The following is a 19332-nucleotide window of genomic DNA, read 5'->3' on the forward strand; positions in this document are numbered from 1 at the left end:
GCGGTCAGCGGTTGATCTGCTTGGGCGTGTCGCCGCCGCTGATCTGGATGCGGCGGGGCTTGGCCTGCTCGGCCACCGGGATGCGCAGGGTCAGGACGCCGGCCTCGTACGAGGCGTCGATGCGCTCGGTGTCCAGGGTGTCGCCGAGGAACAGCTGCCGGGTGAAGGTGCCCGTGGGCCGTTCGGCGACCACGGGCTCCGCGCCCTCGGGGGCGGGGGACCTGCGCTCGGCTCGTACGTTCAGGACGTTGCGTTCGACGTCCAGCTCGATCGTCTCGGGATCGATGCCGGGGAGGTCGAAGTGGACGAAGAAGTCGTCCCCGGAGCGGTAGGCGTCCATCGCCATCGCGGAGGTGCGGGTGGCGGGGCCGAAGACCTGCTGGGTGAGTCGGTCGAGCTCACGGAAGGGGTCCGTGCGCATGAGCATCACGGTTCACTCCTCTCTTCAGGCGGTGCCTGTGCGATGCCCTACGGTCTGCGTCTTCTTATATAGCTCGGAGGAGGAAAGTTGACAAGCCCAGGCTCAGGTTCGAGGCGGGTGTGTCCTGTGCCCTGCCGAGTGCGCCCGTGGCTGTGGGAGTTAGCCTCAAGATCTCGAGCAGTAGGCAGAACGCAGGAGGCAGACATGGCCAGGGTTCCCAGCGCGGTGGTCGCCGCGAGTGGTCTCGTGGGTGGGTACGGCGTGGCCCGCTGGACCAGGCAGCGGCCGCTCGGCGGGGTCGTGCTCGCCGTCGCCGGGGTGACGGCCGCGCGGCAGTGGCGGGAGCAGGCCGGTGGGGTGGCCGCGGCGGCGTTGTCGGCCGCGTATGTCGGCGCCTTCGCGGGGTCGCATCCGCTGGCCAAGAAGGTGGGGGCGTGGCCTGCCGTGTTCGGGGTGGCGGGGGCCGTGGGGCTGGCGTCCTGGGTCGTCGCCGACCGGCGCGGCTGACCGGCCTGCCGGACAGACAGACTGACTGACCGAGCGCACAGCAAAGAACCCGGCCCTACAACCCAGGGCCGGGTTCTTGTGTGTGGAGCGCCGGGCAGGCCTTGCACCTGCATTTCCCCGCAGGAAGCGGGGCGTCTTTCCTTGGACCACCAACGCACTGTCCGCCGACCGGAGTTCCGGCGACTGGACGCAGATCAACTATAGCGCAGTTTTTGTTATCGGCTCCGCCGTCCGGCCGTCTCCTCACCGTCCCCCGCAGGTACGCGACTTATGACGCTCCCTGGGAGCCGGAACCCTGATCGCCGTCGGCTCCCCCACTCGTCGCCGGGGCTTCGTCCGCCGCCGTGAGCGGCTTGGCGATGTCCTCCAGGGAGCGGCGTTCCGCGCGGACCGCGAGGAGCGCCGCCGCCAGCCCGGCCAGGCACATCAGGGCCGCGCCGATCTGGAAGGCGAGGACCGTGTCGCCGACCTTGCCGGTGCCGGTGAGGTCGGCGAAGAGGAGGGGGCCGCTGATGCCGCCGGCGGCGGTGCCGATGGCGTAGAAGAAGGCGATCGACATCGCGCGGGTCTCCATCGGGAAGACCTCGGAGACGGTGAGGTAGGCGCTGGACGCCCCGGCCGAGGCGAAGAACAGCACCGCGCACCAGCAGGCCGTCATCGTGGCGGCGCTCAGGGTGCCCTGGTCGAAGAGCCAGGCCGTGCCGAAGAGGAGCAGGCCGGACAGGAGGTAGGTGCCGGAGATCATGATGCGGCGGCCGACCGTGTCGAAGAGCTTGCCCAGCAGGAGCGGGCCGAAGAAGTTGCCGATGGCGATGACGGCGAAGTAGTAGCCGGTGTTGCCGCTCGGGACGTCGAAGAACGTCGTCAGGATCGCGCCGAAGCCGAAGGTGATGGCGTTGTAGAGGAAGGCCTGGCCGATGAAGAGGGCGAAGCCGAGGATCGCGCGGCGGCGGTAGTCGGAGAAGACGGTGCGGCCGATCTCCAGGAAGGAGACGCTGCGGCGCTGGTGGATGGTGATCTCGCCCTCAGGGCGCGGCAGCGGCTCGGACCTCTCCTCGTCGATCTTGCGCTCGATGGAGGAGACGATGCGTTCCGCCTCGTCGTCACGGCCGTGGATCAGGAGCCAGCGGGGGCTCTCCGGGACGTGCCGGCGGACCAGGAGGATCACCAGGGCCAGGACCGCGCCGAGGGCGAAGGTCAGGCGCCAGCCCACGTTCGCCGCGAAGATGTCGGTGTCCAGGGCGACGATCGAGAGGAGGGAGCCGAAGACCGCGCCCAGCCAGAAGCTGCCGTTGATCATCAGGTCGACGCGGCCCCGGTACTCCTTGGGGATCAGCTCGTCGATCGCGGAGTTGATGGCCGCGTACTCGCCACCGATGCCGAAGCCGGTGAGGAAGCGGAAGAGGAAGAACCACCAGGTGTCGAAGGAGATCGCGGTGAGGGCGGTGGCCGCGAGGTAGACCGCCAGGGTGATCATGAAGAGCTTCTTGCGGCCCCATCTGTCGGTGAGGCGGCCCCAGAACAGGGCTCCCGAGCAGGCTCCGGCCACGTACAGGGCGGCCGCCATGCCCGTGACCTCGCCGGAGGTGATGGGCAGGCCGCTGCCGGGCTCCGAGAGGCGGCTGGCGATGTTGCCCACGACGGTGACCTCGAGGCCGTCGAGGATCCACACGGTGCCGAGGCCGATGACGATCGTCCAGTGCCAGCGCGACCACGGGAGGCGGTCGAGGCGGGCGGGGATGTCGGTGGTGATGGTGCGGCCGGTCCCGGCCTGTGCGGTGGCCATGGGCTCCCTCCTCGTCGAGCGGAAACCCGGGCCGAGTGCCCTGAGCGCTTTCTCTTACGCCTTGAGACAGGTCGGTCACGCCCCGAGGGCGTGCGACACCGTGTAGATCAGCAGGCCGGCCAAGGAGCCCACCACTGTGCCGTTGATCCGGATGAACTGCAGGTCACGGCCGATGTTCGCCTCGATCTTCCGGGTGGTGTGCTCGGCGTCCCAGCTCGCGACCGTGTCCGTGATCAGGGAGGTGATCTCCTTGCGGTAGGTGGTGACGACGTACACGGCCGCGCCCTCCACCCACCCGTCGACCTTGTCCTGCACCTTGCGCTCGCGCGCCATCCGGGAGCCCAGGGACAGCAGCGACGCCCGTACCCGCAGCCGCAGTTCGCTGCGCTCGTCCTCCGCCGCCGCGACGATCATGGATCGTACGGCCGTCCAGGCGCTGGCGATGAGGTCCTGGACCTCGCCGCGGCCGAGCACCTCGCCCTTGAGCCGCTCGACACGGGCGCGGGTGTCGGTGTCGGACTGGAGGTCGGAGGCGAAGTCGGTGAGGAAGCGGTCGAGGGCGCCGCGCGCGGGGTGGGCGGGCATGTCGCGCATCTCGGTGGCGAAGCGCAGCAGCTCCTTGTAGACGCGCTCGCCGACCTTCTTGTCGACGAACTTCGGCGTCCAGCCGGGGGCACCGCCCTCCACGGCGTCCATCACCTCGTCTCGGTGCAGCACCAGCCAGTCGTGCGCACGGCTGACGACGAGGTCGACGACCCGTTTGTGGCCGCCGTCGGCGACGACCTTCTCCAGCATCTTGCCGATGCCGGGGCCGATCTCCTGGGCGCCCGCGCGGCGGGTGATCGCCTCGCCGACCACGGCCTGGACGTCGGAGTCGCGCAGGACCGTCAGGGCGCCGCGCAGGGCGGTGGACAGCTCGGCGGTGACCCGGTCGGCGTGTTCGGGGACCGCGAGCCAGGCGCCGAGGCGGCTGCCGATGCCGACGGCGCGCAGCCGCTGCCGTACGACGTCCTCGGAGAGGAAGTTCTCGCCGACGAACTCGCCGAGGGAGACGCCGAGCTGGTCCTTCTTGGTGGGGATGATCGCGGTGTGCGGGATGGGGATGCCGAGGGGGTGGCGGAAGAGGGCGGTGACGGCGAACCAGTCAGCGAGCGCGCCGACCATGCCCGCTTCGGAGGCGGCGGCGACGTAGCCCGCCCAGGGGCCGGCGCCGGAGTTCTGGGCCCACTTGGCCAGTATGTAGACCACGGCCACGAAGATCAGCAGTGCGGTGGCGGTGAGCTTCATACGGCGTACGCCGCGCTGTTTCTCCTCGTCCGCCGGGCTGAAGGTCGTCATCGCACGGTTCACGGTCGCGCCGGTTCGGGCATGCTGCCCTGCGACGCCACCCTTTTCTTCCACTTTCATCCGTTCCATCCGCTCCACCCGCTCGGTGATCCCGCACACATTGTCCCTTCCTGACCGACTCCTGGAACGGAACAGGAGTTCCCGGCGTCTGTCGGGAGGGGGTTTGCCACGGGGTCCCTGTGAGCCTCCCCCGGCCCATGCCGCATCATGGGCACATCAGATCGGAGCCTTGGGCTCCCATCGCCTGAGGAGAACTGAAGAGCATGACCCGAGGACGTGCCGGGGGTGTCGGGGAAGCCCCGACCAAGTACCGCGCCCTCTTGGCCCTGGTCGTCGCAGCGATCGTGGCCCTTTCCACCGCCATATACGTCGGAGTGGCGTCCGACGACGGCACGCAGGGCCGGGGCGCCCTCACCGACGGCCGTCTTCCGCACAACTCCGCCGCTCCCGCCTCGACCGGCAACTGGGTCGGCACCTGGTCCACCTCCCCGGCGGCGGCCGAGCCGGGCACCGAGACCACCGGCATGGCGGACCGTTCGGTGCGCAACGTCGTCCACACCAGCGTCGGCGGTACGAGTGCCCGCGTCACGCTGTCCAATCTCTACGGCCAGTCGCCGCTGAGCATCACGCGCGCCTCGATCGCCGTGGCCGCCGCGAGCAATACGGCCGCGGCGCTCCCGGACACCCTGCGGCAGCTGACCTTCAACGGCGGTCCCGCGGTCGTCATCCCGCCGGGCCGGCAGGTGTTGAGCGACGCGGTGCGCGTCGTCATCCCGCACGACGCGGACGTCCTGATCACGACGTACACGCCGACCAGCTCCGGGCCGGTGACGTACCACCCGCACGCCCGGCAGATCTCCTACGTCGCCCAGGGCGACCACACGGACGACGCGACGGGCACGCCGTACACCGAGCAGACCAAGTACTGGCGCTACCTGACCGCGCTGGACGTGCTGAGCAACGAGTCCGAGGGGACGGTCGTCGTCCTCGGTGACTCGATCACCGACGGGATCACCTCCACGGCGGGCGCCAACAGCAGGTGGACCGACGTCCTGTACGACAGGCTACGCGCGGAGATCGCGGCCGGGCGGGACCTGCCTCGCTACAGCGTGGTCAACCAGGGCATCAGCGGGAACCGGGTCCTCACGGACGGGCTGGGCCGGCCGGCGGACAACCCCAGCGGGCTGAACCGCTTCGGGCGGGACGTGCTGGAGCGGACCAACGCCAAGGTCGTCGTCATCGACCTCGGGGTCAACGACATCCTGCGCAACCCCCGGCTCGCCGATCCGAACGCGGTGCTCGCGGGGCTGCGGACGATGGTCGGGCAGGCCCATGCGCGGGGGCTGAAGGTCGTGGGGGCGACGCTGATGCCGTTCTACGGGCACCGGGGGTACACCGAGGCCCGGGAGGGCGTGCGGCAGGCCATCAACGCGGAGATTCGCGCGGGGCGGGTGTTCGACGCGGTGGCGGACTTCGACAAGGCGCTGCGGGATCCGTACGACCCGCGGCGGCTGACGGCGGAGTACGACTCCGGGGATCATCTGCATCCCAGTGATGCGGGGTACGCCCGGATGGCGCAGTCCTTCGACCTGGAGAGCCTGAAGGGGTCGGCTCCGGCGGAGCTGTAGGAGTCGAACTGCGGGGTGGGTGCGCAGCCCGGCGCTAGCGGGGTGCCGCCGCGCCCACCCTCCCCCAAGCTCTCGACTTCGCTCGAGCAGGGGGGACCCCCATCGCCCCAGCGGCACGACTGCCCGCGGCTCAGCCGGTACGGCTCTCAGTCCAGCTCGCGCCGGTCCGCTCTGCGGTCCAGCTTCTGCCGGCGGCGCTCCTCCTTGAGCCGGAGCTTCTCCGCCCGGGGCAGCTTGCGCTGGACTCCGACTCCGCCCCAGAAGGCGAAGCCGGTGATGATGACGCGCGGGGCGCCCGGCTCGCCGGGTACGCCCTCCTCCTGGTGGTCGAAGCCGCCCATGACGCCGATGCCGCGTACGACGACCTCGACTCCGGGCGGGACGATGACGTCCACGCCACCCATGATCGCGATCGCGTTGATCTCGACCTCGCGGTCCGCGAAGTTCGCCTCGCGCAGATCGATCTCCCCGCCACCCCAGAAGGCGAAGCAGGTGAACTTCCGGGGCATCGTCCAGCGGCCCTTGCGCTGGAAGCCGGACATCACGGCGACGGCCCAGGTGGAGGAGCCCTCCCCGCCGGTGATCCGCCCGGGCCAGCCCGCTCCCCCGGCCTCCGTCGTGGCCGGCTCCTTGGTCAGTGACACGGCGGGCGCCGTGACGCCCGCGGCCGGCAGGTCCCGGGTGATCGGCGCGAGTTCCCCGTACGTCCGGGCCGCGTACGTCGCGTCCAGCCGCTCCTCGAACTCCGCCATGTCGAGACGGCCCTCCGCGAGGGCGTCCCGCAGGATCTCGGCGACTCGTTCGCGGTCGGCGTCGGAGGCGCGGAGATCCGGGACTGCGTCGTCGGTCATGTACAGCAGCCTACGAGTTACCGGTGCCGGGCACTATGCGGTCGCACGCTCCGCGTACATTTTCGCGATCACCGCCTCGATGTCCGGCTCCCGCACCGACAGGTCCACCAGCGGGTACTCGGCCGCGATGCGCGCCACCAGCGGTGCCGCCGACTCCGTCGCCGGGAACGCCAGCCACTGGCGGGGGCCGTCCACCCGGACGACCCGTGCGGGCGCCGGTGCCTCGATGGGCGGCAGTTCCCGCTCCAGGTCGACCACCAGGGTCCGCTCGCTGTCACCCGCCTCGTGCAGCCCGGTGAGCGCGCCGTCGTACATCAGGCGGCCGTGGTCGATGACCATCACCCGCTTGCACAACTGCTCGATGTCCTGGAGGTCGTGGGTGGTCAGCAGCACCGTCGTACCGCGCTCGGCGTTCAGCTCCCGCAGGAACTCCCGCACCCTCGACTTGGAGACGACGTCGAGGCCGATGGTCGGCTCGTCGAGGTACAGCACCTCCGGGTCGTGCAGCAGCGCCGCCACGATGTCGCCGCGCATCCGCTGCCCGAGGCTGAGTTGCCGTACCGGGACGTCCAGCAGGTCGCCCAGGTCGAGGAGTTCGACGAGACGGTCGAGGTTCTCGCGGTAACGGGCGTCCGGGATGCGGTACATGCGGTGCATCAGCCGGTAGGAGTCGACCAGGGGCAGGTCCCACCACAGGGTCGTGCGCTGCCCGAACACCACGCCGATGCGGTGCGCGAGGCGGGTCCGTTCGCGGGAGGGGTCGATGCCGGCGACCCGCAGCCGGCCCGCGCTGGGCGTGAGGATGCCGGTGAGCATCTTGATGGTGGTCGACTTGCCGGCGCCGTTCGGGCCGATGTAGCCGACCATCTCGCCGCGTTCCACGCGGAAGGAGATCGAGTCGACGGCCCGCACCTGCCGCCGCTCCCGCTTCATGAAGCCGGTCTTCTTCCGAACCTCGAAGACCTTCTCCACACCGTCCAGTTCGACGAATCCGCTGCCCGCCCCGGCCGCCCCGGCCGCCCCGGTCGTCCCTGTCACCCCGGCCACCCCGCTCAACTCCCTGTACTCCGGTACGAACGAAGCCCCACCCGCCACGCCGCCCCGGCCAAGACGCAGCAGGCCACCGCCACCAGCGGCGACGCGAACGCCGCCCACGGCGGCAGACCGATCGGGTACGGCCGCCCCAGCACGTGGGCGGCGGGCACCCAGTTGACGAAGGCGAGCGGCACCATGAAGGTCACACCGCGCACCAGGTCCTTCCCGAACACGGCCGGCGGATACTGCAGCAGCGTGGTCCCGCCGTACGTGAACGCGTTCTGCACCTCGGCGGCGTCCTGCGCGAAGATCTGGAAGGCCGCGCCCGCCACGAACACCGCCGAGAAGATCGCCGCGCCGCTGACCACCATCACCGGTACCAGCAGCACCTTCGGCACGGTCCAGTCCACGTCCACCGAGACCAGCGCCCAGCCCAGCACCACCGCGCCCTGGGTGATCCGGCCCAGGCGGCGCAGCGCGAAGCGGTCGGCGCCGACCTGGGCGAGCACCGGCACGGGACGCACCAGCAGCGTGTCGAACGAGCCGTCACGCATCCGGGCGCCCAGGACGTCCATCGAGCCGAGCACCAGGTCGGCGATCCCGAACGCCGTCACCGACAGCCCGTACAGGAAGGCGACTTCGGGCAGTGACCAGCCGCCCAGCGAGTCGACCTGCGAGAACATCAGCAGGATTCCGACGAAGTCCAGACCGGTCACGGTCAGGTTGCCGACCACCGTGACGACGAAGGACGTGCGGTAGGTCATGCTGGACCGCACCCACATCCCGGCGATCAGCCGGTAGGCCCGCAGTCCCTCGACCAGGACACCGCGCTCAGCCACCCTGCACCACCACCCGGCGCGTCGCGGCCGACTGCAGCAGCCGTCCCGCCGCCAGCAGCGCCACCGCCCACGCCGCCTGGAAGACGAACGCCCGTAGCGGGTCGGTCTCCCCCATCAGCACGTCCGCGGGCATCTGGAGCTGCGCCGCCCACGGCAGCACCCGTACGACCTCTCCGAAGATCCCCGGGAAGGCGTTCAGCGGCAGCACCATGCCCGAGAAGAAGATCCCCGTGACCATCAGGACCTGGTTGACGCCCATGCCGTCCATGAGCCAGAACACGCTCAGGGCCGCCAGGTAGCGGATGGCGAAACTGACGACCGTCGCCAGCAGGAGCGTGACCACGAAGGCCGCCCAAGGGGTGACCGAGGTCGGCAGCGCCATGGGGAAGAAGAGCGCGCCGAACGCGAACGGGATCACGCCCCGCCCCAGCATCTGGAACAGCGCCCGCCCCACGTCGCCCGCCAGCCACCAGAGTTGGAGATCGGCCGGACGGTACAGGTCGACGGCGATCTCACCGGTGCGGATGCGCTCCATCAGGTCCTTCTCGGCGCCGCCGCCCTGGATGGCCAGGGTCGCGTAGAGGCACTGCCCCAGCCACACATAGGTCACGGCCTGCGCCTGGTCGTACCCCCCGAGGTGCGGCTTCTCGTCCCACAGCGCCAGATACGTGTAGACGAGGATGACGCCGAAGACCGTGTTGGTGAACACCCCGGCCACCGTGGCCGCCCGATACGTCGCGTACCGCCTGAAGCCGCCCGCCGCGACGGCCGCGTACAACCGTCCCGAGCCCACATCCACAGCCCTCCTCGCCGCCCGGCACCGAAGCGCAGGAGCCTAGTGCGACGGGGATCACGCGCGCCACGGATTTTCACGCTCCGGACCCGCGCCGTAGGGCACAGACGCCGTGGGGCGCCCCGGCTCGTGTCCGGGGCGCCCCACGAGGAGTTCGACGAGTTCGATCACGCGTCGGTCTGCGCCCAGCCGCTGCACTTGTCCCACATGATCCCGGCGGTGGGGGAACCGCTCCAGTCACCGATGCACGCCTTGATGTTGACCGGCGTGCCCTCCTTGATGTCCAGGTTGAGGGTGCGGGTGGTGTCCACGCCGTCACGGTTCCAGTAGTAGTAGGTGTTGCCCTCGCCGCCGATCGAGATGATCCCGATGGTCGAGTGGCCGTCCTTGGCGAGGTCGGTGATCGTGAAGATCTCGCCGTACGTCTGGATGTGAGCCTTGCCGCCCCACTCCTCCTTGGGCGTGACGTTCCAGTCGGCACTGGCCCAGACGGTACGATCCGTTCCGTCCGCGTGGGCCGAGGCGCCCGTGGTAAGGGCGAGCAGAGTGGCGGCGGTGCCGGCCAGGGCGGAGCGTACGAGCAGTCGCATCTTCGGCGTGTCCCCCTTCGGGCGAATCTCGCGCTTGCGAGATCGCTATTCGAACAGCCGTGCAGCATAACGCAGTTCACCCTGCGCCGGCCCGTCGGCCCGCCCGCACGCCACCCGCCTCGTCACACGGCTCAGGACACGGCCCTCGGTCAGGGAACTGATCGCCGGATGGGACAGTCTTCATCACAGGGGCACAAGAGCGAGCAGAGACGTACGGAACGACGTACGACGCGAAACAGGAGTCCGTGCACGACATGAGTGACGAGCCTCAGCCGCAGCAGCCGAAACCGGGCCGCGCACCGAGAGAGCCGCAGGCGGACGGCGACCCGGCGACGCCACCGGCCAAGGCGAGCGACGCCCCGGGCACGCCACCGGACCGGGGCGACCAGGCCGACACCGATCCGGGCACGGTACAGATGCGCGCGGTCAGCGAGCCGGGTAAGGCCAGGAAGCCGGCGGCCGAAGGCTCGGACAAGGCACCTGCGAAAGCGCAGTCGGAGTCGCAGACGCAGACGCAGACGCAGTCGAACACTGACCCGGGCACGGTACAGATGCGCGCGGTCAAGGGGACGGCAGGGACCCAGGGCGCCGGCACCCCGGACCGGGAACAGGCGCGGACCCAGCCGGACAGCGACCCCGGCACTGTGCAGATGCGGGCGATCAAGGGCACGGCACGGACGCCGGGCGCCGGCAGCCCGGGTACGGCACCGGCTGCGGCGTCGGCACCGGCTACGGCTGCGGCACCGGCTACGGCTGCGGCATCGGCTGACAGCGACCCCGGCACAGCGCAGCTGCCGACCGTCAGCGACCAGGGCGGGGCGCCGGCGGCGCCGGCCGGGAAACGGAAGCGGACCGGCTGGCGCCGGGTCATCCCGACCTGGCGTATGACGCTCGGCGCCGCCATCGTCGTCGTCCTGCTGCTGGCCGGCGGCTTCTTCCTCGGCTACTCGCTGGTGCAGATCCCCCCGGCCAACGCACTCGCCACCAAGCAGGCCAACGTCTACATGTACGCCGACGGCTCCGTGATCGCCCGCGACGGCGAGGTCAACCGGGAGAACGTCACCCTCGCGCAGATCTCCAAGGGCGCCCAGCACGCGATCCTGGCCGCCGAGGACCGCGACTTCTACACCGAGTCCGCCGTCGACCCCAAGGCCATGCTCCGCGCGGCCTGGAACACCGCCCTCGGCAAGGGCAAGCAGTCCGGCTCCACCATCACGCAGCAGTACGTGAAGAACTACTACCTGCGCCAGGAGCAGACCGTCACCCGCAAGGCCAAGGAGTTCTTCATCGCGATCAAGCTGGACCGCGAGGTGAGCAAGGACCACATCCTGGAGGGCTACCTCAACACCAGCTACTTCGGCCGCAACGCCTACGGCATCCAGGCCGCCGCCCAGGCCTACTACGGCATGGACGCCAAGGACCTCGACCCGGCCCGCGCCGCCTACCTCTCCGCGCTCGTCAACGCACCCAGCCAGTACGACGTCGTCGCCCACCCCGAGAACCGCAGGGCCGCCGAGTCCCGCTGGAACTACGTCCTGGACGGCATGGTCAAGAAGGGCTGGCTCAGCGCGTCCGAGCGGGCCGGCATGAAGTTCCCCGTACCGAAGGAGTCCACCCTCTCCACCGGCATGTCCGGACAGCGCGGCTACATCGTCCGGACCGTCAAGGACTACCTCACCCAGAACAAGATCATCGACGAGAACAAGCTCGACGCCGGCGGCTACCGCATCACCACCACCCTGCAGAAGCCCCGGCAGGACGCCTTCGTGAAGGCCGTCGACGACAAGCTGATGTCCAAACTGGACAAGAAGAACAACAAGGTCGACAACTACGTCCGCGCCGGTGGCGCGTCCGTCGACCCCAAGACCGGCAAGGTCGTCGCGATGTACAACGGCGTCGACTACGTCAAGCAGTACACCCCGAACGCCACCCGCCGGGACTTCCAGGTCGGCTCCACCTTCAAGCCCTTCGTGTTCACCTCGGCCGTCGAGAACGGCTCACAGACCCAGGACGGCCGGGTGATCACGCCGAACACGATCTACGACGGCACCAACAAGCGCCCCGTCCAGGGCTGGGACGGCGACCCCTACGCCCCTGAGAACGAGGACCAGCACTCCTACGGCGACATCACCGTCACCGAGGCCACCGACAGCTCCGTCAACTCGGTGTACGCGCAGATGGCCGCCGACGTCGGCCCCCAGAAGGTCAAGCAGACCGCGATCGGCCTCGGCATCCCCGAGGCCACCCCCGACCTCGCCGACGGCCCCGCCATCGCACTCGGCACCGCCACCGCCAGCGTCCTCGACATGGCGCAGGCGTACGCCACACTCGCCAACCACGGCCGCCACGGCACGTACACGATGGTCGAGAAGGTCACCAAGGCGGGCACGCCGATCGAGCTGCCGGAGCGGCGCACCCGGCAGGCCGTGAGCCGCGAGGCCGCCGACACCACCACCTCCATGCTGCAGAGCGTCGTCCAGAACGGCACGGCCTCCGCCGCCCAGGTCACCGGCCGCCCCGTCGCCGGCAAGACCGGCACCGCCGAGGAGGACACCGCGGCCTGGTTCGCGGGCTACACGCCCGAACTCGCCACCGTCGTCTCCGTCATGGGCCAGGACCCGGTCACCGCCGCCCACAAGTCGCTGTACGGGGCGATGGGCCTGGAGCGCATCAACGGCGGCGGGGCGCCCACGGAGATCTGGACGCAGTTCACCCAGGACGCCCTCGAGGGCAAGCCGGTCACCGACTTCGACCTCGAACTCCAGCCGGGCTCCGACATCTCCGAGGCCCCGGCCGACCCGACCACCGCCGACCCGACCGCGGGCGACACCCCCGACGAGAGCGGCACGCCCACCGGCGAGGAGACCGGCACCGAGACGCCGGGTCAGACCCCCAGCACACCCGCCGGACAGACCCAGGGCCAGACCGACGGCGGCACCACCGACGGCAGCACCGGAGGCGAGTCCCCGACCGGCGGCGGCACCGCGGACGGCGGCACGACCGACGGCGGCACCACCACCGAGGGCGGCACGGCCGACGGCGGCACGACGGAGGGCGGCGACGCCTCCGACGGCGGCGCCACGGGCGGACCGACCGGCCCCGGCTGGGGCTTCGCACCACAGGGCGCACGCCGCGAATGATTCGGTGACCGCGTGACTCAGTGGCCGCGTGACTCAGTGATCACGTGACTCAGTGATCACGTGACTCAGTGACCGCTGGTCGCCTTCAGCCCCACCACGGCGACCAGCAGCAGGCACACGAAGAAGATCCGGGCGGCGGTGGCCGGCTCCCCCAGCACCGCCATGCCGACCACCGCCGCCCCGGCCGCGCCGATCCCCACCCACACGCCGTAGGCGGTACCGATGGGCAGGGTTTTGGCGGCCTGGGACAGCAGCAGCATGCTGGCGATGATGCCGGCGCCGGTGAGAACACTGGGAAGCGGGCGCGTGAAGCCGTCGGTGTACTTCATACCGATCGACCACCCGACCTCGAGCAGACCGGCGACGACGAGCAGAACCCAGGCCATGACGAGCACCTCCGGGAGACGGGCTGACGGTGTAGGTGCGTCGTCTTTGCCTTCGTCCCGGTACGGCGCGTCTCGTCGGGTCCCTCCAAGCTAGCAAAGGGAACGCCGAAGGGGCCGGTGACGATGGTCACCGGCCCCTTCCACCAGCACGGGTACCTACAGGTACAGGCCCGTCGAGTCCTCCGAGCCCTCGAACCGGTCCGCGGCCACGGCATGCAGATCGCGCTCGCGCATCAGCACGTACGCCACCCCGCGCACCTCGACCTCGGCACGGTCCTCCGGGTCGAACAGAACCCGGTCGCCCGGCTCCACGGTCCGGACGTTCTGCCCCACCGCGACGACCTCGGCCCAGGCGAGGCGCCGGCCGACCGCGGCCGTGGCGGGGATCAGGATGCCGCCACCGGAACGCCGCTCGCCCTCGCTGGTGTCCTGCCGCACGAGTACGCGGTCGTGCAGCATCCGGATGGGCAGCTTGTCCGGGTGGGTGCTGTGCTCGTTTCTCTTGGCGCTCACGCCTTGAAACCTACCTGTCTTCCCGGCGAACGTGCGCAGTCGGGTCAGCCCTTGCGCCGCCGTGTGCTGAAGGCGAGCAGCCCGACCACTCCGACGACCACGAGGGCGACGGGCACGACCCGCTCCAGCCGGGGCGCGCCATCCTCGTCGACGAACCGGGCCCGCACGTCGGTGACGGCCCGGTTGACCTCCACGTAGGCCCGTCCGAGGGTGTGGTCGATATTGGACGCGACCTTGGCCTTGGCGTCCCCGACGATCGTCTTCGGGTGCACCCGCACCCCGATCTCGTCGAGGGTCTCGGCCAGGGTCTCGCGGCGGCGCCTGATGTCCGCCTCGATCTGCGCCGGGGTCCTGGTGTCCGCCGTGTCCGCCACCGTGTCGCCTCCGAAGTCGGTGTGAAGCCTGTGCTGGACAGTCTGTCAGCTCCACGGCTCACAGCACTGTCCCGACCCCCGGTCAGGGGTCCTTTCACTATGAGCGACCCGGACGGGCATAGTGAAAGGACCCCTTAGGCTGGTCCGATGAGCGAGCGACTCCAGCCGGGGGACGTGGCCCCCGCCTTCACACTGTCCGACGCCGACGGCACCGAGGTGTCCCTGTCGGACCACAAGGGCCGCAAGGTCATCGTGTACTTCTACCCGGCCGCCCTCACCCCCGGCTGCACCAAGCAGGCGTGCGACTTCACGGACAACCTGGAGCTGCTGGCGGGCGCGGGCTACGACGTCATCGGCATCTCCCCCGACAAGCCGGAGAAGCTGGCCAAGTTCCGCGAGAAGGAGTCCCTGCAGGTCACGCTGCTGGCCGACCCGGACAAGCGGGTCCTGGAGTCCTACGGCGCCTTCGGCGAGAAGAAGCTGTACGGCAAGACGGTCGTCGGCGTCATCCGCTCCACGATCGTCGTGGACGAGCAGGGCAAGGTCGAACGCGCCCTGTACAACGTCAAGGCGACGGGCCACGTAGCCAAGATCATCAAGGATCTGGGAATCTGATCCGGTCGAGCTGATCCGGTCGAGCGGGGCGCGGAACGGCCGATGCGGACCGAGAAGATCTCGGCCCGCGTCGCAGGCCGAGCGGGTCAGGCCGACTCGAGCAAGGTCGTATAAGCCCCTTCGGCAGCCCGGCCCTGCGCCGTACCCGGCGGAGTGTGGGCGAGGAACTCACTGGTCGAACCGCTCTGCACGAGACGTCCGCCCACCAGGACGGACACGTGATCGGCCTCTTCGGCGAGGTCGGTCACGTCGTGCGTGGACAGCAGGATGCGCACCTCGCCCTTGACCGACGCGAGGAGATCGCGGAAGACCCGTCGCTGACGTGGGTCCATGCCGGCCGTGGGTTCGTCCAGGAGGAGCACCCGTGCGTCGTGGACCAGGGCACAGGCGACACCCACGCGCCTGAGCTGGCCGCCCGAGAGCCGACCGGTGCGGGTGTCGGCGTGCTCCGTCATCTCGACGCGGGCCAGCGCTCGCGGAGCGTTGGCCCAGGCATCGCCCTTGCTCATCCCCTTCAGCCAGCCGACATAGGCGACGTACTCGCGTGCCGTGAGCGAGGGCAGGGGTGTGATGTTCTGCGGCATCCAGGCCACCGTCCGCCGGTAGTCCTTGCTCTTCGCGTCGAGTCCGTCCCACGTCACGGTTCCCCGCTGGGGCGTGGTGACGGCAGCGGCCAGCTGCAGCATCGTGGACTTTCCGGCCCCGTTCGGTCCGAGCAGGATGGTCAGTCCGTCCGGAAGGCGGTAGGTGAAGTCCTTCAGCACGGCAGCCCGCCGTCGGCCGTAGGCGAAGGTGCAGGAATCGAGGACAAGCGTCATGCGGCTCTCCGTGCGAAGCGGTTCGGTGGAAGGAGGTGGGCACCGACGCCGACGGTGAGCATCAAGAGGGCTCCCGTGGAGGCGTACCAGGTGTCAGGCGGTTCGAGGAGTACGGTCCACGGGTAGGCGTCGCCGGGCGCTCTCATGCCGAAGAGCACGCCGAGTAGCGGCCACAGTGCGGGAACGAGGATGGCGGATCTCCCGAAGAGAGCCCCGCACAGCAGGGTGAGGCCGGCGAGGAAGGCCGTGTTGCGGCCCAGTGTCTCGGCCGATGCGGCCCCGGTGATCATGGCGATCAGTTCGCCCACGGCACTCGCGAGTGCCACCACGCCGAGCGCGAGCAGGACGTCGAAGAACCTGACGGGTCGGATTCCGGTGGTCTCGGCGGCGTCCAGCCGGGTGTGCAGACAGTCGAAGAGGACCGAGGTCAGCACGAGCGGGACGAGCGTGGCGGCCTGCACGAGCTCGGAGCCGCCGGACCAGATGGAGGGCAGGAAGAGGGGGGTGTCCTGAACAGTCGCCGCCAAAAGCGCGAACATCAGGAAACCCAGGGGCAGGCGGGTGTGGGCGCGGCGGGCACGCAGCCACCACATCACGTCGTCGTCCCGTCTTCCTGGCACGCCTCCGCCACGGTCGTCTCGTACCAGTCCATTTGCTGGGCCTCGCTCAACCGCAGGACCTTCGCCACCCCGTCCTGGATACGGCTGCGTTCCTGAGGGGTGAAATCGGGTTCGGAGCTGAGCCGCCTCAAGTAGGTGTCCGTCTGCCCGACTTTGGAGGACACCCAGTAGTACACGAGGCGGGCGGGGCCGGTGGCCGGAGGGGCGCATTCGAAACGCACCACTTCGCGGGCGACCTGGTAGCGGACGGTGCCCGTCGCCTCGCCGACCCCGAGTGGGACGGTCCAGTCGTCCTGCGTGGACGGCTCGGGATACCGGAGGTTGAGAGAGGTGTCCTTGATGGAGGTCGGCTCGGCGGGCAGACCGGCTCGACGCAGGGATTCCAGCGTCGCCTCCGCTTCCTCGGTGAGAGCGGAGATGTGCTCGGCGCGTGCCTCGGGCAGACAGATGCGGGGGGACTGTCCGGCACAGGCGATCGCTCCATGCCCGGTGCTCCGTGGGCCTATGTAGCTCCAGTCGCTGACCAAGGAGAACGATCCGAACGCGCAGGCGACGACGAGTGCTCCCGCGACGGCTCCGCGCAGCCAGCGGGAAACAGGTGCCCAGAGCAGAGCCATGGCGACGGCGGAGCCGACGGCGAGCAGGAGGGGAGCCGCGAGGGCGGCGGCGGTGGGCAGTTCACCGAACATCATCTTTCCGGCGAAGAGGCCGGTGAGGTGCCGGGGCCACGGTGTCTCCAGTCCCGTGGACCAGCCGACGGCCAGGAAGTCGGTGACCGCGATGATCGGCACTACGGCGATGTGCCGAACGGTGGCTCCGACGGCGAATCCGACGATGCCGTGGGCAACGCAGAGCACCAGACCGAAGGCCAGCAGCGTGAGCCCGGGCACGTCGGGCGCGACCTGCTCCTGGACGAGGGCGCACAGCGTGGGGAGGATGAGGAGCGACCAGGCCAGTGCGACCACGGGCGTCAGGTGCTGGGCGGCGATGGTGTAGCGGGATCGCACCGCCCCCAACCTCCAGATTCCTGAGGCACCCAGCTTCCGCGCCTCCCAGGCGGCGAGGCCCGAGGCAACCGCGAAGGCCACGGGCAGCAGGTTGCGCAGCACCGCGTCGACCACGGTGGCGGAGTAGCCCAGCGGATCGATACGGAGGTCGTCACCGAGATCGGTGGCGTAGTAGGCGAACACGAGAAGCAGGGCGACAGGCGCGACCCGCAGCGCGCTGCTGGACCTGATGAGTGTGAGGGGCTTCACTTCTTGGCTTCCTGGAGCGGTCCGAAAAGGGGGCGTGGTGCCTCGCCGACGGCGAGGCACCACGCTGCAGAACACTGATCAGGAATCGGCGAGAGTGGTGTCGACTCCCGCGTAGGTCGCCCACAGCAGGCAGCAGGCGTTGCTTCCGCCGCCGACGTTGTCGAGCTGGAAGAAGTAGTCCGACTCCTGCGGCAGGCCGTTGTACTCGCCCCGGCTCGCGTAGGACGTGCCGTTGAAGCAGTTGGTGAAGGTCTTCTCACCGTAGAAGTCGTTGGCCGACAGGGCGTCGTAGTCCCACAGCTCGACCCCGGTGGTCCTGCTGCCGCCCTGCACGCTGCAGCCCTTGAAGATGATCTCCGAGTAGCTCTCGTCCGCCCAGTAGCGGGACTGCCCGTTGCTCCCGCCGCCGTCCGTCCACCCGCTGATGCTGCTCGACCAGTTGGCCGAGGCACCAGAGGACAACGCGAGGGTGAAGGCTGACGCCATCGCGACTACGGCGGATACGCGCTTGGAGGATCTGCCCGACATGCGGGAACTCCGAATCTCCCGTCCGATACGGCCCCCCCATGAGGCCTGTCCACATCGGACGAGGCGTGGAAGCTATCGAACAGATGATCTTTAAGTCAATGTTACGTGAAACCTTGTGCCGCTGATCGCCGATCTGAGCTGACCAGGTGCAGAGTGTGGACGGCCTTCACAAAGGCGGTGATCCGGGTGGTCGGGCACTGCGGTCGCGAAGGAACCTCCAGGCCACGCGGGTGGCGACGGCCTGCTCGACGAGCGGGCGAATCTTCGCGCAGGAGCGACCGTGGCAGGCGCCCGGAGCTCCTGCCGCACCGCCTCCGGCGACAGCGACCGAAGCGTTTCGGCCGACCCGCCTTGCAAGAGCTTTCAGCTGCTGGTAGAAGCCCGGCTCCTCTGACGCAACTGCCCACCGGATACGGACAGTTACCGCAGGGCGGGTATGGCGGTCGATCACATCGATGGGGACGCCGAAGCCGGCGAGCGGCGCCCGGTACGATGACAGGCGGCCGGCGGCGGTGGCGCAACGGCGACGCAGCAGGTTTAGGTCCTGTGGCCCCTGACCGGGCTTGAGGGTTCGAATCCCTTCCGCCGCACACAGAGGGGCCGCCCCACTCGGGCGGCCCCTCAGTTGTCAGCCCAGCAGCTCCCGCACCACCGGCACCAACGCCCGAAACGCCTTCCCCCGATGGCTGATCGCGTTCTTCTCGTCGGGGGTCAGTTCCGCACAGGTCCGGGTCTCGCCCTCCGGCTGGAGGATCGGGTCGTAGCCGAAGCCGCCGGTGCCGGTCGGCTCGTGGCGCAGCACTCCCCGTAGCTGACCCTCGACCACGCGCTCCGTGCCGTCGGGCAGGGCGAGGGCCGCCGCGCAGGCGAAGTGGGCGCCGCGGTGGTCGTCGGCGATGTCGGAGAGCTGGGCGAGGAGCAGGTCCAGGTTGGCCTTGTCGTCACCATGCCGGCCTGACCAGCGGGCGGAGAAGATGCCGGGGGCGCCGTTCAGGACGTCCACGCAGAGGCCCGAGTCGTCGGCGACGGCGGGGAGGCCCGTCGCCTGGGCCAGGGCGTGGGCCTTCAACAACGCGTTCTCGGCGAAGGTGACGCCGGTTTCCTTGACGTCGGGGATGTCCGGGTAGGCGTCGGCCCCGACGAGTTCGTGGGGCAGGCCGGCTTCGGCGAGGATGGCGCGAAGTTCGGTGATCTTCCCGGCGTTACGGGTGGCGAGGATCAGGCGACTCATGGCCACACAGTAGCGAGCGGGCCAGGTCACTCGAAGCGGCCGGGGAACATCGCC

General features: G+C 69.8%; 19 protein-coding genes, 1 tRNA gene, 1 pseudogene and 1 riboswitch. Of the genes and pseudogenes, 5 read left to right on the forward strand and 16 right to left on the reverse strand.

Annotation, left to right across the window (positions count from 1 at the left end; all coding sequences use genetic code 11):
- Window positions 1-4 precede the first annotated feature (4 nt).
- The gene (locus SSQG_RS14510; protein WP_003990525.1) at window positions 5-427 is read right to left on the reverse strand and encodes an Hsp20/alpha crystallin family protein; all 423 of its coding nucleotides are present in this window, start codon (window positions 425-427) and stop codon (window positions 5-7) included.
- Between the two features lie 198 nt (window positions 428-625).
- Between SSQG_RS14510 and SSQG_RS14515 the strand changes: the two genes are divergently transcribed.
- Complete coding sequence (locus SSQG_RS14515) at window positions 626-928, forward strand: hypothetical protein (protein ID WP_039932725.1); 303 nt, start codon at window positions 626-628, stop codon at window positions 926-928.
- Window positions 929-1196: 268 nt separating this feature from the next.
- Here SSQG_RS14515 and SSQG_RS14520 read toward each other — a convergent pair whose 3' ends face one another.
- Window positions 1197-2714: an MFS transporter gene (locus SSQG_RS14520; protein WP_003990527.1), complete on the reverse strand. Its 1518-nt coding sequence runs from the start codon at window positions 2712-2714 to the stop codon at window positions 1197-1199.
- 75 nt (window positions 2715-2789) lie between these two features.
- A complete protein-coding gene (locus SSQG_RS14525) occupies window positions 2790-4160 on the reverse strand; it encodes a DUF445 domain-containing protein (protein ID WP_003990528.1) in 1371 nt (456 codons plus the stop codon).
- A 164-nt stretch (window positions 4161-4324) separates the two neighbouring features.
- On the opposite strand from SSQG_RS14525, the gene SSQG_RS14530 reads away from it, so the two are divergent.
- Window positions 4325-5689, forward strand: a complete 1365-nt coding sequence (locus SSQG_RS14530) for an SGNH/GDSL hydrolase family protein (RefSeq protein ID WP_003990529.1) — start codon at window positions 4325-4327, stop codon at window positions 5687-5689.
- 152 nt (window positions 5690-5841) lie between these two features.
- Here SSQG_RS14530 and SSQG_RS14535 read toward each other — a convergent pair.
- From SSQG_RS14535 to SSQG_RS14555, 5 genes and pseudogenes are all read right to left on the reverse strand, one after another.
- Window positions 5842-6540 (reverse strand): annotated as a pseudogene (locus SSQG_RS14535) (DUF1707 SHOCT-like domain-containing protein); the annotation flags it as partial.
- Between the two features lie 33 nt (window positions 6541-6573).
- A complete protein-coding gene (locus SSQG_RS14540) occupies window positions 6574-7578 on the reverse strand; it encodes an ATP-binding cassette domain-containing protein (protein WP_052310448.1) in 1005 nt (334 codons plus the stop codon).
- Between the two features lie 14 nt (window positions 7579-7592).
- On the reverse strand, window positions 7593-8414 hold the full coding sequence (locus SSQG_RS14545; RefSeq protein ID WP_003990532.1) for an ABC transporter permease: 822 nt from the start codon (window positions 8412-8414) through the stop codon (window positions 7593-7595).
- Entirely contained in the window at window positions 8407-9207 is an 801-nt protein-coding gene (locus tag SSQG_RS14550) for an ABC transporter permease (RefSeq protein ID WP_039932728.1), read from the reverse strand. Before SSQG_RS14550 ends, SSQG_RS14545 begins: the two co-directional genes overlap by 8 nt.
- A 167-nt stretch (window positions 9208-9374) precedes the next feature.
- On the reverse strand, window positions 9375-9797 hold the full coding sequence (locus tag SSQG_RS14555; RefSeq protein WP_003990534.1) for a hypothetical protein: 423 nt from the start codon (window positions 9795-9797) through the stop codon (window positions 9375-9377).
- 245 nt (window positions 9798-10042) lie between these two features.
- Between SSQG_RS14555 and SSQG_RS14560 the strand changes: the two genes are divergently transcribed.
- Complete coding sequence (locus SSQG_RS14560) at window positions 10043-12937, forward strand: transglycosylase domain-containing protein (RefSeq protein ID WP_425314993.1); 2895 nt, start codon at window positions 10043-10045, stop codon at window positions 12935-12937.
- Between the two features lie 65 nt (window positions 12938-13002).
- Here the strand turns inward: SSQG_RS14560 and SSQG_RS14565 are convergent, their stop codons facing one another.
- From SSQG_RS14565 to SSQG_RS14575, 3 genes are all read right to left on the reverse strand, one after another.
- Window positions 13003-13323 carry a DMT family transporter gene (locus SSQG_RS14565; RefSeq protein WP_003990536.1) on the reverse strand — a complete coding sequence of 107 codons (321 nt, stop codon included), beginning with the start codon at window positions 13321-13323 and terminating at the stop codon, window positions 13003-13005.
- 34 nt (window positions 13324-13357) lie between these two features.
- Window positions 13358-13429: riboswitch (guanidine-III (ykkC-III) riboswitch) on the reverse strand.
- Window positions 13430-13479: 50 nt separating this feature from the next.
- On the reverse strand, window positions 13480-13836 hold the full coding sequence (locus SSQG_RS14570; protein WP_003990537.1) for a GroES family chaperonin: 357 nt from the start codon (window positions 13834-13836) through the stop codon (window positions 13480-13482).
- 44 nt (window positions 13837-13880) lie between these two features.
- Window positions 13881-14210 carry a DUF3618 domain-containing protein gene (locus SSQG_RS14575; protein ID WP_003990538.1) on the reverse strand — a complete coding sequence of 110 codons (330 nt, stop codon included), beginning with the start codon at window positions 14208-14210 and terminating at the stop codon, window positions 13881-13883.
- A gap of 147 nt (window positions 14211-14357) precedes the next feature.
- Here SSQG_RS14575 and bcp point away from each other — a divergent pair, with 147 nt between their 5' ends.
- Window positions 14358-14825, forward strand: a complete 468-nt coding sequence (gene bcp / locus SSQG_RS14580) for a thioredoxin-dependent thiol peroxidase (RefSeq protein WP_003990539.1) — start codon at window positions 14358-14360, stop codon at window positions 14823-14825.
- An 86-nt stretch (window positions 14826-14911) separates the two neighbouring features.
- Here the strand turns inward: bcp and SSQG_RS14585 are convergent, their stop codons facing one another.
- The 4 genes from SSQG_RS14585 to SSQG_RS14600 form a co-directional block, all read right to left on the reverse strand.
- Window positions 14912-15643, reverse strand: coding sequence for an ATP-binding cassette domain-containing protein (locus SSQG_RS14585; RefSeq protein ID WP_003990540.1), 732 nt, complete (start codon window positions 15641-15643; stop codon window positions 14912-14914).
- Complete coding sequence (locus tag SSQG_RS14590; RefSeq protein WP_003990541.1) at window positions 15640-16263, reverse strand: hypothetical protein; 624 nt, start codon at window positions 16261-16263, stop codon at window positions 15640-15642. The genes SSQG_RS14585 and SSQG_RS14590 overlap by 4 nt, the downstream gene beginning before the upstream one ends.
- The gene (locus SSQG_RS14595) at window positions 16236-17519 is read right to left on the reverse strand and encodes a hypothetical protein (protein WP_063749162.1); all 1284 of its coding nucleotides are present in this window, start codon (window positions 17517-17519) and stop codon (window positions 16236-16238) included. Before SSQG_RS14595 ends, SSQG_RS14590 begins: the two co-directional genes overlap by 28 nt.
- Window positions 17520-17597: 78 nt before the next feature.
- The gene (locus tag SSQG_RS14600; protein ID WP_003990543.1) at window positions 17598-18005 is read right to left on the reverse strand and encodes a hypothetical protein; all 408 of its coding nucleotides are present in this window, start codon (window positions 18003-18005) and stop codon (window positions 17598-17600) included.
- A 548-nt stretch (window positions 18006-18553) separates the two neighbouring features.
- Between SSQG_RS14600 and SSQG_RS14605 the strand changes: the two genes are divergently transcribed.
- Window positions 18554-18637: transfer RNA gene (locus tag SSQG_RS14605), tRNA-Leu, on the forward strand.
- Window positions 18638-18675: 38 nt separating this feature from the next.
- On the opposite strand, the gene rdgB is transcribed toward SSQG_RS14605, so the two are convergent.
- Complete coding sequence (gene rdgB / locus SSQG_RS14610; RefSeq protein WP_039932733.1) at window positions 18676-19278, reverse strand: RdgB/HAM1 family non-canonical purine NTP pyrophosphatase; 603 nt, start codon at window positions 19276-19278, stop codon at window positions 18676-18678.
- Window positions 19279-19332 lie beyond the last annotated feature (54 nt).

This window comes from Streptomyces viridochromogenes DSM 40736, from assembly GCF_000158955.1.
Taxonomy (GTDB): domain Bacteria; phylum Actinomycetota; class Actinomycetes; order Streptomycetales; family Streptomycetaceae; genus Streptomyces; species Streptomyces venetus.

What these genes read in the sequence shown, in the direction of transcription:
- SSQG_RS14510 (WP_003990525.1), bottom strand. Translation starts at nt 427, where the DNA reads ATGCTCATGCGCACGGACCCCTTCCGTGAGCTCGACCGACTCACCCAG.
- SSQG_RS14515 (WP_039932725.1), top strand. Translation starts at nt 626, where the DNA reads ATGGCCAGGGTTCCCAGCGCGGTGGTCGCCGCGAGTGGTCTCGTGGGT.
- SSQG_RS14520 (WP_003990527.1), bottom strand. Translation starts at nt 2,714, where the DNA reads ATGGCCACCGCACAGGCCGGGACCGGCCGCACCATCACCACCGACATC.
- SSQG_RS14530 (WP_003990529.1), top strand. Translation starts at nt 4,325, where the DNA reads ATGACCCGAGGACGTGCCGGGGGTGTCGGGGAAGCCCCGACCAAGTAC.
- SSQG_RS14555 (WP_003990534.1), bottom strand. Translation starts at nt 9,797, where the DNA reads ATGCGACTGCTCGTACGCTCCGCCCTGGCCGGCACCGCCGCCACTCTG.
- SSQG_RS14565 (WP_003990536.1), bottom strand. Translation starts at nt 13,323, where the DNA reads ATGGCCTGGGTTCTGCTCGTCGTCGCCGGTCTGCTCGAGGTCGGGTGG.
- bcp (WP_003990539.1), top strand. Translation starts at nt 14,358, where the DNA reads ATGAGCGAGCGACTCCAGCCGGGGGACGTGGCCCCCGCCTTCACACTG.
- SSQG_RS14585 (WP_003990540.1), bottom strand. Translation starts at nt 15,643, where the DNA reads ATGACGCTTGTCCTCGATTCCTGCACCTTCGCCTACGGCCGACGGCGG.
- SSQG_RS14600 (WP_003990543.1), bottom strand. Translation starts at nt 18,005, where the DNA reads ATGGCGTCAGCCTTCACCCTCGCGTTGTCCTCTGGTGCCTCGGCCAAC.
- rdgB (WP_039932733.1), bottom strand. Translation starts at nt 19,278, where the DNA reads ATGAGTCGCCTGATCCTCGCCACCCGTAACGCCGGGAAGATCACCGAA.